Origin of the sequence: Bowmanella sp. JS7-9, assembly GCF_004329715.1 — a bacterium.
GTDB classification, from domain to species: Bacteria; Pseudomonadota; Gammaproteobacteria; order Enterobacterales; family Alteromonadaceae; genus Pseudobowmanella; species Pseudobowmanella zhangzhouensis.
In genome coordinates this window covers 246,210-261,317 of sequence record NZ_JXSY01000018.1, presented here as the reverse complement: position 1 = coordinate 261,317, position 15,108 = coordinate 246,210, and the positions used below count along the sequence as shown (strand labels likewise).

Sequence of the window (15,108 nt, the reverse complement as noted above, 5' to 3'; positions counted from 1 at the left end):
GGTGCAGTGACTCAGGGCTGTGCAGCCAACAACGGCTGGTCATCCCTTAACATGGCTTCAATCGCCACAGGATCCACCGCCTGGCTAAAATAGTACCCTTGTACCATGGCACACTGATGCTTTTTAAAGAAGTTCAGTTGCTGCACATTCTCTACCCCTTCGGCAATCACTTGCAGGCCCAACTGACGTGCCAGCGCTAAAATCGCACTGACGATGGCGCTATCCACGTAATCCTTGCCGATATTGGTAACAAAGGTACGGTCAATTTTCAGGGTATTGATAGGCAGACGTTTCAAATAACTTAGTGAGGAATAACCGGTACCAAAATCATCCACCGCTAAATGCACGCCCAGCACCCGCAATTGCTCAAGTTTGCTGATGTTTTCTTCTACATCGCTCATGATGATCGACTCGGTCAACTCCAGCTCCAGACAGCGGGCCGGCAGGCCGGTGTGTAACAGCACATCGCGGACACTCTGCACAAAGTCAGCGCGGTTAAACTGATAAGCCGACACATTAACCGCCACCCGTTTGAAATCCAGGCCAGTCTCGAGCCAGTCGGCCGCCTGGCGACAAGCGGAGCGTAATACCCATTCGCCAATCGGAACGATCAGGCCGCTTTGTTCTGCCAGCGGAATAAAACGCGCGGGGGAAATCTGCCCTAACTCAGGATGTTGCCAGCGGCACAGTGCCTCCAGGCTGATTACCTTGCCTGTTTGCGTGTCCAGCTGTGGCTGGAACAATAGATATAACTGATCATCACTGAGGGCACTGCGCAGCGCCTGTTCGAGACTAAAATGATCCTGCTCATGGGGATGCAGTGCGCTGTCGTGCAAGGTGTACACATTGCCGCCGCTTTTCTTCGCCACATACATGGCTCGCTCGGCATTACGCAGCAGACTGTTAACATTATCTCCATGCAGCGGATAACAGGCGATACCGACGCTGGCCTGCAACACGATTTGCTGGCCCTGAATCTCCAGTGGTGCGGCAATTAGCTCCATACAGCGTTGTGCCACACGAATAGCATCGGCCTGATCTTCAATACCATCCAGGAACAGGGTGAATTCATCGCCGCCAACCCTTGCCAGATGCCGATCCTGACTGACGGCGCTACAGCCTTTTAACAGCACATCAGAGGCACGCAAGCCACTGGCCAGGCGATTACTTATTAGCTGTAACACCCGGTCGCCATCGTCATAGCTGAAGTGACTGTTAACCCGGTTGAAATTATCCAGATCAATCATCAACACGGCGCCACCATCAGGGTTGCGCGGGCGACGGCGTAAACTATTTTGAATTTGTTGCGCGTAATGTTGGCGCGACAATAAACCGGTTAACGGATCCCGTTCGGCCAGTTGGCGGGATTTACTCTGGGTAAGCAAATGGCGTAGGCGACGGGACACATCCAACGGCTCAACATGCCCACAAATAAAATCGGCGTTTTCCCCCACCAATGACTCCGGCCATGGTGCAATGGGATCTTCATTATTGAGCCACAGGATCGGTTGCCCCTGATACTGAGTGTTTGACTGTAACCAGTTCAGTGCTTTTTGACCGTCAACCACGCAGGCGTCATCCACCACAAATAGTGCGGCATCACGGCACAACTGAGTATCGGTAACACAGTGACCAAACGACAGACAGGCATCCCGCATGACGGTAATGACCGCTGCCTGTGCGGACAGAATTTGAATTACTGCAGAATCAGACATAGTGCACCTGCCCGTTGTTTAACAACGATACACTGCACAGCCGATGAGAACACATCTTGCTCAACAACATAGGCGACATTCTATTTATTATTATTGCCTTTAACCGGTGCCAATTCGTGCTGATTTTCTTGTTAAATCAGTGCATTAACACCAAACAGATATCCTTTTTATCACAATCACATCAGCTTGCAAGCGGATTATCCGCGGGGAACAGCCCCGGTCAGGCAACCGGGGCTCAGAAGATTAGAAGAATCCCAGTGGACTGGTGCTGTAACTGACCAGCAAGTTTTTAGTTTGCTGATAGTGGCCGAGCGCCAGTTTGTGAGTCTCGCGGCCAATGCCTGACTTCTTATAGCCACCAAATGCTGCGTGAGCCGGATAGGCATGGTAACAGTTAGTCCACACCCGGCCCGCATTAATGCTGCGGCCCATGCGATAAGCTAAGTTCATATCCCGCGTCCATACACCAGCCCCCAGGCCAAATTCGGTGTCGTTGGCAATCGCCAGCGCTTCAGCCTCATCCTTGAAAGTGGTAACGCCGACAACCGGGCCAAAGATTTCCTCCTGAAACACCCGCATATTATTGCTGCCGCGCATCAGTGTGGGTTGAATGTAATAGCCCTGCTGTAAGTCACCGCTTAACTGGCAGGCATCGCCGCCAATCAGCATTTCTACGCCTTCTTTTTTGCCTAAATCCAGGTAGCCCATAATCCGCTCATATTGCTCCAGCGAAGCCTGCGCGCCAACCTGGGTATCGGTATCCAGCGGATTGCCACGAACGATAGTCTTTGCCCGCTCAACCACCAGCTTAATAAAGTCGTCATAAATCGACTCCTGGATCAGCGCGCGGGACGGACAGGTACAGACTTCACCCTGATTGAAAAACGCCAGCACCAATCCTTCCACACATTTACTCAGGTAATCATCTTCATGCTGCATCACGTCAGCAAAGTAAACGTTTGGCGACTTGCCGCCCAACTCCACTGTGCTGGGGATCAATGAATCCGCTGCGCAGCGCAGAATATGCTGACCAACCGGGGTTGAGCCGGTAAAAGCAATTTTGGCAATACGTTTACTGGTGGCTAGTGCCTGACCGGCTTCTTCGCCGACACCGTTGACAATATTCACCACCCCTGCCGGCAGTAAATCGCCAATCAGTTCCATCAACACCAATATGGATGCAGGGGTTTGCTCAGCTGGCTTAAGCACCACGCAATTCCCTGCCGCTAAGGCCGGGCCCAGCTTCCACGCCGCCATCAAAATAGGGAAATTCCATGGAATGATCTGCCCCACCACGCCAAGCGGCTCGTGGATATGATAGGCCACCGTAGTGGCATCGATTTCCGCCATACTGCCTTCCTGAGCGCGGATGCACCCGGCAAAATAGCGGAAATGGTCGGCACTTAACGGGATATCCGCCGCCAGTGTCTCACGCACGGCTTTACCGTTGTCCCAGGTTTCTGCCACCGCCAGCATTTCCAGATTCTGTTCGATGCGATCGGCGATACGCAGCAAAATATTACTGCGCTCCTGCACCGAGGTATTGCCCCAGTCCGCCGCCGCGGCATGAGCCGCATCTAACGCCAGATCGATATCCGCCGCATCAGAGCGTGGCACCTGACAAAACACCTTGCCGTTAACCGGACTGACATTGTCCATATAGCGGCCATTGACCGGTGCAACCCATTTGCCACCGATGTAGTTCTGATATTGGGATTTAAACGACACTTTGGCATTTGCTTCACCCGGATTTGCGTAAATCATTGTTTTTCTCCTGATTAATTTTCGCGTTGTCGGGGAGCAGACTACGTCAGCACCGTTGAGTGCGCTTTGCTGTGCGTCTTAAGTTGTTTGCTGAGCGTCCACAATTTACATTTTCTTCACAATTTGCCAGCGCAGGCGAATGCTCATAAACTGGCCAAAATTCAAGTTGGAAACTCAGCATGGCAATGTCACACCTTGCGCTGATCAGCACCGCCGGACGTCCGGTTCGTCAGTTGGTGGAAAACCGTACCCTGTACGAGTCGCATAATGTGGATCTGGCGATTTATGATACCTACGAGCAGGCCCAGCGTGTGCGTCTGGATGCCGAGCAGGTGTTATATTGCGGCATGCTGACCGGCAAAAAAGTCCTGCATGGTAAAGGTGACTACCACAGTGCGTTTTTACCCAATGAATCATTCGTGATGTCGCCGGGCGATGTGGTGGAGATCGACTTTCCTGAGGCCACCGAACAAGCCCCGACTACCTGTTTAACTTTAGCGTTCAGCCCGCGGCAACTGACTCAAATGAGCGAACGTCTGGAGCAACAGGCTCCGCTGCTTGGCCAGCAGGATGTATGGCAGCACGCACCCAGTGACTATTTACACACCCGCCACTCACAGGCCACGCAAAACTTGCTGATGCGCATCGTCGAGGCATTCGTGCATGGTGACAATGATCGGGATCTTGTGCTGAATTTTGGTTTAAATGAATTATTACTGCGCATGATGCGCCATTATGGCGTAAACGCGTTACAAACCATGGCGCGGCAGAATCGCGAGCAGACGCCACTTACCGCGGTGCTGGCACATATTGAGGATAATCTGCATAACCCAATTGCCATCGACACCTTGTGCAAACTGGCCTGCATGAGTCGCAGCAAGTTGTATCAGCAATTTGCTAATCTGGCCGGCTGCAGCCCGATGGAATTTATTCAGCGCCGTCGTCTGGAACGCGCCCGCACGCTATTACAAAGCGGCCAGTCGGTGACACAAGCCTGCATGAATGCCGGATTCGTTAATCTGGCCCACTTTACCCGCCGTTTCCACCTACACTTTGGCGCTTGTCCCAGTCAGTTTTTGCTACGGGTAAACTGACCCTTAAGAAGTAGCATCCTGTATTGATTCACATCAAATGGGCACCCAACGTTATTGAGTGTGCCTTGATTTACAGATCTGGCTTGAAAAAGAGAATCCATTGCCCCAGAAACAATAAAACCTGCCGAAGCAGGTTTATAAAATCATTTTTCTGACCAAGAAAAAAAGATTTGGTACCAGAGGCCGGACTTGAACCGGCAAGGTGTCGCCACCGGCGGATTTTGAATCCGCTGACGGTGGCCCGAAGCCCGCATTCTAAGGGGCTTCACGACCGACCAATGGTAGATGTCTACCATTCTGTAGACTTTTTATTGTTGTTGGTGCGTCCAATGCGGGTCGGATAATACCGCCAAAAGCGCTTCCCTGACAATCATTTTTAGCGCCCGTTCCTGCTCAATGGTAAACGGTCTACCATTAAAAAACGGGTCGTTTGCTGCCGTCTGGGAATTCAAACCGAGCAGTTTATCAATATCTACTTTTCGCCACTGACGCGGTGAACGCGATCCCCTACGCTTTAACGTTTTGGGTAATTCACCACGCGCGATCATGTTTTCAATGCCGTGCGTACTTTTCCCAAACAATTTGCGTAAATCATCAATTGTATAAACTTGTTGTTCTGCGCTCATTTTTTGTACCCACCTAATCGCTGCAATTGTGTTTTTGGCACATATCGGGTGAATGTTTGGTCGTTTAAATATGGACGCCAGATTAAAAAAGCAGACGGTTTAGTGTTGCCTTTCTTTTCAAGGCCAGTGGCAGGATCAATAAAGTTGATTCGCCCAGGCGAAATAAAACGTATTTCACTGACCCGTTTAGGCCACCAGCGCACGTCAGGGGTAGCCGGAATTAGCATAACAATTGTTGCACCTAATTCACTTTCAATTAGCGCTTTTTCAGTCCACGGGCCAATATCGGAATATGGCGGGTTAATCCATATCCGCTTGGCACCAATATCGTTTACCCAACTTATGCTTAATGCGTCCACTTCTTTTGTCAGGTATTTATCTACCTTGTGGTTTTCATCGTTGGCTGCCGCGTCTAAATCAAAAAAGAATTCATCATTTGCAGCGTTAAATAACCATTGCGGGGTGCCGTATGAATCGCGCAATTCAAGCGCTGTGTTACTGCCTAAATAATCAGTCATTGTCTGTTCCTTGGTATAAAAATCCAATTAGTGATGCGGTAGGCGCAAACAGTTGATGCCCACGACGCACGACACGGATCGGGAATTGGTTTTGTTTGACTTGGTATTTCATTACACGCGGGGTCAGCCCGAAAAAATCACAAATATCTTTTTCGTTCAGCACGGGGCCATACTTAAAGTACAGCCCTACATAGGTCATTAGCTGTTCTTTGGCTACATGGTCTTTCAGCATATCGATCATGTTATTGATCGCTTGGTCATGCACTGCGAGCGTCATTGTTTAATCTCCTGCTGACAATTTGCGGGTATTTGGTGTTGGTTGTTATTTCGATTGATTGCACCCTGTAGCGGCCATACAAATTCAACAGTTCAACAGCGGTCGCTATGTCAGTAGGCATGATGCGTTCAGGAATTAGCGCATTCCAAAACTGCATGGCTTTGCGCTTGGCGAAATCATGGCCGTTAGGTGCCACAAACTCAGTTGCCACTTTGAAAATGCTATTCATGTAATCAATGCGTATGCACTGCGGGCTACCCTTTTTCTGGTACACACACGCTTCTATATGGCTGATAGCCGCAATTTGCGTGCTGTTTTCCGACGACATAATAGACACCTTGGCCGCTTGGTCATGGTGACTGACTTCGCGTTCCTTACGCGGGAAAATGTATTGGCAATTGGGACAAGTGGATAACTGAATTGCGCAGGCAAAGTCGCAATCGGGACATTGCTTGGTCGGCGTCTTACCAACCGTTGTGCTTTCACGCTGACTGAACACGCGGGGCGCATCGAAAGGCCCGTGCGTGAGAATGTTATCTGCGAAATCACATACGAGGGTATCTTGTTTGCCGTCAAACAACCTGACGCCACGACCACACATTTGTATATACAAACTTGTGGACTTGGTGCCACGCAACAGCGCAATCAGATCAACGTTTGGCGCATCAAAACCAGTAGTTAATACACCAACATTCACAATCGCACGGAAGCGACCGGCCTTAAATGATTCCAACAGTTCTTCACGCTGCCGCTTAGGGGTGGTGCCGTCCACGAATCGCGCGTCGATACCGCGTTCACACAATTCATTTGTCAGCGCAATGCCATGGTCAACGCTGGCAGCGAAGATCATCCATGATTTCCGGTCATGGCCGAGCGATACCAGTTCACGACAGGCAGCGACTACCAAGTGTGGCCGGTTAAACCGTTCTGCCATTTGTGATTGTTTGTAATCGCCGGTAAAGTTGCTTACGTCAACACCGGTCAAATCAATGCGAGTGTTAATTCCGCCCGTTGGCGTAACCAGGGGGGTGATATACCCGTCATTCAATAACTTTTTGACAGGAACTTCATAGGCTATACCGTCAAACAAGGCATTTTTTCCTTCCCACAGCAACCCACCTTGCATTCTGTAGGGGGTAGCACTGAAGCCAATCACTTTTAAACGCGGGTTAATTTGGCGCATATCGTTGATAAACTTCAGATACCGGCCCGTACCTTGTTTCGGTACAAGGTGGCATTCATCTATAAGCAGGGCATCCACGCGGCCAATTGCATTCGCCTTGGCATGAACGGACTGAATACCGGCAAACAAAACTTGGTTATCTGTTTCTTTGCGGCCAATCCCTGCACTATAAATACCCGCGTCGATCTCATTGTGCAGCGCAAGTAGCTTTTCAAAGTTTTGTTCAATCAGTTCTTTTTGATGGGTAATCATCATAAAGCGCGTGTCCGGCCATTTCTGCACGCAACGCTTTATGTATTCACCGATGATAAGCGACTTGCCGCCAGCGGTCGGCACGACCACCAGCGGATTATCACCGCGCTTACCAATAAAGTAATGATTGATTGCTGTCACCGCTTCATCTTGGTAATCGCGTAACTTCATATCGTGCGATCCCCCCGGACAACTTTATTCATTTTCATTGCGTGCCACGCGCCCAGGCACCCACCAGCACCAAGCGGGATTGCGATCCAAACCGTGTCTTGCACAATCAGGTGAACCGCTGTGACTTCACAAAAAGCGATAGCGAATGAATAAAGAGGTATGCGACGGTAATAGCCACGAATCACATTTATTTGCTGACCCGCACGCAGAAAAATAAACAGGTATGACACACATACAGCAACAAAGTAATTCATGCTGCCCCCTGCACGTCTTTAATTTCTGCATCAAAGGCCGCTTTGATTGCGACCAGTGAACCGGCATCAAGCAGCGATGGATTCACGCTGATAATCTTTGCCAATTCCCAACTCGTAAACCCGCCTGCGCGTGCGTTAGCAAAGTGATTACCTTGCCGTGTTTCATAAGTAATTGAGTTGGTTTCAACGTCGCTGCCAATTGGCGTTGCCACTTTCGCAAGTAGCGCTGGAATGATTAAATGATTGTCACAGCCTTTGGTTGTCTCATGCCCCAAGTCACCGATAATCGGATCACCGGCTTCATGCTGGCAGCGCCATGAACCATCATTAGCCGCCATGGCATACACACACGTCCGGCAACTAATGTTCAGTGTAAACTGTTCTTCCCAACAAACATCGCTGCGGTCGCAATACCGGCAAGAGAAATCTGATTTATTTTCCGTGATGCGTTCTGGCGGCTCATTCGCTGCAACCACGCGAATCATATTGTTTTCGTGGTACATGAAATCGGACTGGTTAAACCTGACAATTTCGCAATACAGCTCGTCATTGTCTTTGCAGACAGCCAGATAAATGCACCAGCCCAGTTTTGACCAGCCCATGTAAAGCTGCATCTGTGCGTAATGCAATGGCTTCACATCTGCCACCGATTGCGCGTCCACCAGCTTTTTAAATGACTTAGCATTAAATGTTTTAAATTCGCACAGGCCAATCGTGCCACGGGGTATAACATCAATATCGAATCCGGCCCGAAAGTAGCCGTCACAACTACCGCCTATGTGCTTGTTGTCAGGACAAACAAGCCGGAACTGATTACCGGCACGGTCAACGTTTTGCACGTCCAGTCCAATACTGCGCAAATCATCCACGAAAAACTGTTCTTCACGATGCCCCCGCGCGAACAGTCGCAGCATTCGTCCATCAAACACGACTTTGGACACATGCCGGAATGAATACCATTGTTTTCGCAGGCAGGGTTCACCGCCTTGTGATGCCCCGTGATGGGGCCGGAATGATTCATCGTTAGCAGCGTAGCGCCCGTAAATCAGATCGGTCAGTTTATTATTCATAATCTTTCCTCTTAGAAATCACATCGAGGAAATACTTTTGTGTAATGTGGAAGTCAGCTTGCGGTGTCAGTTTGCATCTGTACGGATCGTCAACGTGAATGTAATCCTTAGCCCTTGCCCACAGTAGAGAATGCACCACATTCGCCACCGTGAACGGATGAAAATTCTGGTTAATCCGCTTTGCAATATCCTCTTGCGTGTAACCCTCTTTAATTAACCGGCATATCGTGACCAGGATCTTAGGGTTGTTCATTAAACATTCTTCGCGGTGTGCGTACCGTACCAAGTAGTCGGCACGGCGTTCATCGGTCATAAAGACTTCATCGTTGGCGGGTTCATCGAACACCGCATCGTTAGCCGCTTCTATCTGCTCATACGCTTGGATAGCTTTCGTGACATTTACCGCAGGCGTCACTTTTGGCAAAAGGGCCAACTGCGCATTCAGTTGGTCTTGTGCATCATTGCTGGCTAGTTGATTCACCAGCTTATTCAGCGATTGTTGTAACTGTTTATTCTGTTGCTCAATGATTGATAAGCGCTGAAAAATCATTTCAGCGTAATTTGCCGTGTTGTTCATTTGTGGTTCCTCAAGACAAGGCCGGAGCGCTGATCCGGCCTGCCGTTTCAGTTAGTAATTACCGTAAGGGTTTTGATTCGCTGCCAGCCCCGCATCTGGTTGAGGTTGCATAGCCGGTTGTGCTGGCGTTGTACCGCCAACGTGGCCGGTATTGGGCATGGCTTTTAATTGGGCAATGTAGTTCGGGTAGTTTGTCTCTTTCTTCTTCAAGCCAATTCGTGCCATGAGCATTTGGCCTGACAATCGACTGTTGATCTGATCATCTGGAACAACCGTGCCAGCCAAACCAAGCGCCTGATACAGTTCAAACATGCGCGTTTGACCACCGGCCACCAATCCTTTGAAAGAGTCGTGATCGGCCATTTCGTGATTGGTCATAAAGCGTTCAGAGTAGCTACGCGCACCGCCGTCAGGCATCAACACGTCACATTCAAATTGCAGGTAGTCATACCAACGACCAGGATATTTGCTCATATCGCCGGTTTGGCCGCGTGTTGGTTCAGCTTTAGTGATGATTATTCGATATTCGCCCTCTGGAATAGCGCTGAACATTGCCTGTTTGGCGGCTTGCGGGTCGAATTTAGTTGGGTCAAAAAATGCCATGATTGTTATTCCTGTACTGATTTAGGTTGTTGTGGGATTTTTGATGCGATTGCCTGCATCAGAGCGTTAAAGTCGAGTGGGATTGGGCGCATATCTTCCATGCCGTAGCGGTTTTTGCTGCTGTACTTCTCAGTTGAGTAGCAGTGCAACAAGCGCTGACCGGTTTCAATGGCTTTGCCGCGCTGGCTGAATCCGTTATCTTCGGTGCGAATGCACACTTCTTTTTCAGCAAAGCCCACCAGATCACATTGCGAATGAATGAAATCCGCCAGCTTCTTGTTCACCTGAATGCCGTACAGGTCATAAGGGTCTTTGTCTGGTTTGTTAACGGTGGTCACATTGCTGTGCGCAATGATGATCACGCCCATGCCTTTAAGGTCACGTAGCTGGCGCAATTTGAGAATAAACTTGCTCATAATCTCAAGTGCCATGTTGAATCCCTTGCCATAGCCAAAGGCTTCAATGCTTTCGTGGTTGTACTTTTTGCACAGGTCTTGCCACAGCTTCTTTTCCAGCGAGGTGATCGAGTCAATCACCAGCCATTTGTAGCTGTGCTGCTGTGTCAGTAGCGCGTCGATGATATGGTCAACTTCGGCATAGCTTTGCGGAACCGGCGTCATAGTCACGTTAGGATTAGCCGCAAGCATTCCTAAACCATCTTCGATGGGGATAAATAAGTTGTTAGGGGCGCTCGCACCAAAGGTCGATTTACCGACCCCGCCGATCCCATGAATACACATGATCGGCATTTTCAGGTTAGACGACGACCCTTTGATAACTTGCGAAGCAAGATCAAACATAGTCAATCCTTAAAAGGCGTTTCCGCCTTATTGTTTTTCGATTAAATAACTGGGTTTTGAATAGGACGTTTCGATGTATCTCAAAGCCTGCTGATAGCGTTCAGGCGCGTTAATCGCCAAGCCATTCAGTTTGCGTGCGTCCAGTTTGGGTTCGTTCTTCACGACTTCTGGGGCCACGCGGCTTAATTCGGCAGCATCGAGGATTTTGCGTGTAGCATTTTGGCGTACAGTCACTTTGTACTTACCAGTATCAGCTTTCACGGAACTGGAATTTGCATCCAGTGAACCAGCGCCTGACGCTTCCAACGCGACAAGCAATTCGCGCTGTAGTTGGGACTTCATATCATTAAGCGTGGCTATCTGTTGGGACAGGGATAGAATGGAATCGGATAGATAATCTATCGAACCGTATAACATTTCGGGATGGTCGCGGTTCACGGCAACGTTTTTAACTTGCGCGTTAACAACAACCTGATCTAAGATCGACACGATCAGGAACTCCTATCAATTACAACCACGGTTGGCAGACCGGTAGTTGATATTCTGATTAATACTTGTCCAGCTTTGCTGGTGTGATGGGCCGATAGGTAAAACTATCGGCCTTTTCTTTTGGCCGCATGGCAGTGCAGCCGACCGACGTTCATGCTGAAAAACATCAAATCAACAAGAAATCAACATCAGTGAAGAATTAGATTAAGATCGTAAAAATATGATTGCAATAGTTTTTTTTGGGGGGAAGAAAACGGGCGCTTCACCAGAACGGTGAAACGCTAAACAGGCTGCGGGGTGCAGCTTTTTTTAAATAGCTGATTCGACTACTACGTCATTCGCTACCTTGTATTGTTTATCATTCATGCACATTACCGGCTTACCTTTGAGGTAACTCAGCGTGACCGACTGGGGCCGCGTTGCCAGATAATCCGTCTTAAACTCGTCAGATAACGCCACCAGCACCATTTGGCGTTGGTCGTTTTCAGTCATATACCAAAAGTCTTTTGGCTTAACCTTTCGGCTATTGCGAAACAGCGCGTCAAAGTTGTCAGCAACAATTGCGTCAACAGTGCCACTGCTAATCGTACCGTCCAGAAAACAGGTAATGATCTTGGCTTCCTGCTTTCCCTCGGCCATTAAGTAGAAATTACTTAGCGCCTGCTTTAGCGTGCTATCAATCGAAAACGACACCAACGACTTAGCGTTCATAAACTGCGCAGTGTACTTACTCAACGCGGAAAACTTTTTCACCATAAAGGTGACATTCTGCTCCGCTAAGGCTTCGTGGACTGACTTCAAATAATCTTCAATGCCACCACCACTAACCGCTTTGCTCGATGCTTGCGGCTTATCCAGCCAGCGTTCAGGCAAGTTAAAACCACGCTCAATATTGCGCGCAAGCGCAGAGCCGATCCCGACCTTGGCATCTTCTTTCAGAAACGCAGACGTTTGCGAAAGCGACCGGTCAATCGTGGCAGCGAAGTTTTTGTAAACGCCGTCGCATTTTTCTGCCAGCAATAACCTGGCATTTTTGTGACGCACATTTTTTATGTCTAAAACCATGCTCGTTGGTTCACCTTTTAAGATTCAATCCTTTGAAATCAGCAAGTTATATAGCGTTGGTGACTATTTATCGTCAATCCTAGCAAGATATTTAGTCGTTACGCAAACACAATTTATGCACATAGATGAATAAATTTGCATATCTTCCCGCGCATTATTCAACAGTAGTACACAATATCAACAAAAAAGTTATTGATTTTGTTGATAGTGTGTATTTAGTATCTATTGCAGGGTAAATCAAATGACAAAGGGAACAGTTAATGAAAGTGTCGGTGACGCCACGCGAATTCTACAGGTCGCTGGAACATGATAAAAAGCTGCAACTGGCTGCACGTCTGGGAGTTAGCTATACGCGCCTGTCCGGTGGATATTTCGCTAAACGCATCGAAAAACGTCCGACACTCAGCCGCCCACGATTAGCCGAAGTGCAGGCCGCACTTAATGAACTGGGTGGCAACTTTTCCCTGAATGACATTGTTGATCACTTTTTCATTAAAGAATGATTATGTAGCCCTGACTTATGACCACATCATCATTCTTCGATCCGATTGCCTACGCCAATCGCAAGCAGTCTACCCCCGTCGAATCGCCGCGCGAGTCGTTTCTTAGCCTGTTAAAAGACAATGGCTTTGACATAGACCATGTTGAAATCACCGGCCTTACAGACGTAAAGCGTTGCTATTGCACAGAACACCGCAAAGACACGCCGCTTTGGTATTCGTATGAAGAAGATCGGGAATTTGGCTACGGAGCCTGGGGGGATTGGCGCGAGGGTGTCACCCATACCTTTTCACAAAAAGAGGGGGGTTCACCACTCTCTGCGCAAGAAAAAGCTGACATTAAAGTTAAACTGGATGCACAAAAAGCAATCCGTGAAGCGGCCCAAGCCAAAGCCCAAAAAGACGCCGCCGATAGTGCACGGCAACTGTTTGAATCCCTGCCCTCACCTATAAATACTGATGCCTTGCCCTATTTGGTTAAAAAAGGGGTTGGCGCGTATGGCATCCGAGTTGATGCCAAAGGCAATATTGTTATGCCGCTGCACGATTTTGACGGCAACCTTTGTTCACTAGAGTTTATCGCACCATCTGGGCAAAAGTGGGTTCACACTGACGGGCAGGTCAAAGGCGCATATCACTTAATAGGCCGCATTGACCACACTACCCGTCTTGTCTATGCCGCCGAGGGTTACTCTACTGCTGCCAGCGTACATGAAGCCACGCGGGTTCCTGTCATGGTTTGCCGAAACGCCAATAACCTTTATGAAATCGTCAAAGGTATGTTGCCAAAGCTGACCGCAACAGGCATTGCTTTAGTGGTGGCCGCTGACAATGATCACGAAAAAGAAGCACAAGGCAAAAAGAATGCTGGCATCGAAGTGGCAAAACGTATTCTGGATGATTTTAACGTCCCTTACTTTGCCCCACCTGTCGAAGCAGGCGTAACCGATTTCAACGACTTGCGCGACCACAACCGCATTCGTAAAGCATTGAATTTTACTGACGGTCATTTTGATCCGTACCCATCCTTGGAAGTTACCCAGTTTGAATATGACAAACCGCCGGTCAAGCCAAGCTGGCTTATCAAAGGTGTCTTACCGTTTGAACGAATTGGTCTGATTTTCGGTGCGCCTGGGGATTTCAAATCGTTTGTCACGCTGGATATGCTTTGCCACATGGCAAACGGCATGGACTGGCACGGCCATCGCGTTTCAAGACCAATCCGCACACTGTACGTCTGCGGTGAGGGCCAATCAGGCGTACACAAGCGTTTGCGCGCGTGGTGTAAGCACCATGGCCGCAAAGGCACAACGATCTATACCACCAATGAGCCGGTGCCATTTCTCGACCTGCAAGCTATCAATGCCCTTATGGACAAAGCAATTGCCAGCATGGACGAAGCACCAGAAGTCATTGTGCTAGATACGCTCAACCGTAACTTTGGTGACGGTGATGAAAACTCCACCAGCGATATGACCCGCTTCATTGACAATCTGAAATACGTCTACAGCAAATACAATTGCATGGTGATTCCGGTACACCACAGCGGCAACAGCGAATCAGACCGCGCCCGTGGTTCGTCAGCACTCAAAGGTGCCGTTGATGTTGAATTCAAAGTGTTCGTCGAAAACAAAGCGGAAATGGAGCGTGACCCGACGCTGCAACCGGTGATCAAGGTAGTTAATACCAAAATGAAAGACGGCGAACCTATGCAACCGATGTTATTCCATCGTCAAGTAGTGACCGTGGGCGAAGATGAGGACGGCGATCCGCAAACGTCTGTTGTGCTGGTGCCGTCTGAACCGGTGAAGTCAAAAGACTGGATTGCAGAAATTAACAAGGGCAAAACCATGGAAGCCCAGATTCTGATCGCATTCGATAACCTGTTAGCACAGCAATTTGCTGCATCCAGATTCTGCCCACCCATCGTTGAATCGACTGAACTAAACAACCTCTTGTACCGATTCAACCCAGAAGCAAACGAAAACACGTTGCGCAAGAACATTAACCGGTCGATTGGAAAGTTAACCGCTGAAAACGTGATTAAAAAAATGGGGCGCAACCGGCACACCAAGTACCAGATTATTAACAATGATGTCGTGGTTTGGTTAAGACGGCATAACACTAAAAAAGACAACAAGGAGTAACGC

The 15,108-nt window shown here is 48.9% G+C and carries 15 protein-coding genes; 3 read left to right on the top strand and 12 right to left on the bottom strand.

What is annotated here, in order from left to right:
* Positions 1–11: 11 nt before the first annotated feature.
* Positions 12–1,715: a bifunctional diguanylate cyclase/phosphodiesterase gene (locus TK45_RS10715; protein ID WP_131258650.1), complete on the bottom strand. Its 1,704-nt coding sequence runs from the start codon at positions 1,713–1,715 to the stop codon at positions 12–14.
* Between the two features lie 243 nt (positions 1,716–1,958).
* Positions 1,959–3,479, bottom strand: coding sequence for an aldehyde dehydrogenase family protein (locus tag TK45_RS10710; protein WP_131258649.1), 1,521 nt, complete (start codon positions 3,477–3,479; stop codon positions 1,959–1,961).
* A gap of 179 nt (positions 3,480–3,658) precedes the next feature.
* Here TK45_RS10710 and TK45_RS10705 point away from each other — a divergent pair, with 179 nt between their 5' ends.
* Positions 3,659–4,573, top strand: coding sequence for an AraC family transcriptional regulator (locus tag TK45_RS10705; protein WP_131258648.1), 915 nt, complete (start codon positions 3,659–3,661; stop codon positions 4,571–4,573).
* A 308-nt stretch (positions 4,574–4,881) separates the two neighbouring features.
* Here the strand turns inward: TK45_RS10705 and TK45_RS10700 are convergent, their stop codons facing one another.
* The 10 genes from TK45_RS10700 to TK45_RS10655 form a co-directional block, all read right to left on the bottom strand.
* Positions 4,882–5,199: an AlpA family transcriptional regulator gene (locus TK45_RS10700; protein WP_131258647.1), complete on the bottom strand. Its 318-nt coding sequence runs from the start codon at positions 5,197–5,199 to the stop codon at positions 4,882–4,884.
* Positions 5,196–5,717, bottom strand: coding sequence for a phage N-6-adenine-methyltransferase (locus TK45_RS10695; RefSeq protein ID WP_131258646.1), 522 nt, complete (start codon positions 5,715–5,717; stop codon positions 5,196–5,198). The genes TK45_RS10700 and TK45_RS10695 overlap by 4 nt, the downstream gene beginning before the upstream one ends.
* On the bottom strand, positions 5,710–5,994 hold the full coding sequence (locus TK45_RS10690; RefSeq protein WP_131258645.1) for a hypothetical protein: 285 nt from the start codon (positions 5,992–5,994) through the stop codon (positions 5,710–5,712). Before TK45_RS10690 ends, TK45_RS10695 begins: the two co-directional genes overlap by 8 nt.
* A complete protein-coding gene (locus TK45_RS10685) occupies positions 5,975–7,600 on the bottom strand; it encodes a DEAD/DEAH box helicase (RefSeq protein WP_131258644.1) in 1,626 nt (541 codons plus the stop codon). The genes TK45_RS10690 and TK45_RS10685 overlap by 20 nt, the downstream gene beginning before the upstream one ends.
* 250 nt (positions 7,601–7,850) lie before the next feature.
* Positions 7,851–8,924 carry a hypothetical protein gene (locus TK45_RS10680; protein ID WP_131258643.1) on the bottom strand — a complete coding sequence of 358 codons (1,074 nt, stop codon included), beginning with the start codon at positions 8,922–8,924 and terminating at the stop codon, positions 7,851–7,853.
* Positions 8,917–9,501: a hypothetical protein gene (locus TK45_RS10675; RefSeq protein WP_131258642.1), complete on the bottom strand. Its 585-nt coding sequence runs from the start codon at positions 9,499–9,501 to the stop codon at positions 8,917–8,919. Before TK45_RS10675 ends, TK45_RS10680 begins: the two co-directional genes overlap by 8 nt.
* A gap of 51 nt (positions 9,502–9,552) precedes the next feature.
* Positions 9,553–10,104: a hypothetical protein gene (locus TK45_RS10670; protein WP_131258641.1), complete on the bottom strand. Its 552-nt coding sequence runs from the start codon at positions 10,102–10,104 to the stop codon at positions 9,553–9,555.
* Positions 10,105–10,109: 5 nt separating this feature from the next.
* Complete coding sequence (locus tag TK45_RS10665; protein ID WP_131258640.1) at positions 10,110–10,904, bottom strand: ATP-binding protein; 795 nt, start codon at positions 10,902–10,904, stop codon at positions 10,110–10,112.
* Positions 10,905–10,931: 27 nt separating this feature from the next.
* Positions 10,932–11,393, bottom strand: a complete 462-nt coding sequence (locus TK45_RS10660; RefSeq protein ID WP_131258639.1) for a hypothetical protein — start codon at positions 11,391–11,393, stop codon at positions 10,932–10,934.
* Positions 11,394–11,702: 309 nt separating this feature from the next.
* Positions 11,703–12,458, bottom strand: coding sequence for a hypothetical protein (locus TK45_RS10655; RefSeq protein WP_131258638.1), 756 nt, complete (start codon positions 12,456–12,458; stop codon positions 11,703–11,705).
* Positions 12,459–12,718: 260 nt separating this feature from the next.
* Between TK45_RS10655 and TK45_RS10650 the strand changes: the two genes are divergently transcribed.
* Both TK45_RS10650 and TK45_RS10645 read left to right on the top strand, forming a co-directional pair.
* Entirely contained in the window at positions 12,719–12,961 is a 243-nt protein-coding gene (locus TK45_RS10650) for a hypothetical protein (protein WP_131258637.1), read from the top strand.
* Between the two features lie 17 nt (positions 12,962–12,978).
* On the top strand, positions 12,979–15,105 hold the full coding sequence (locus TK45_RS10645) for an AAA family ATPase (RefSeq protein ID WP_131258636.1): 2,127 nt from the start codon (positions 12,979–12,981) through the stop codon (positions 15,103–15,105).
* Positions 15,106–15,108 lie beyond the last annotated feature (3 nt).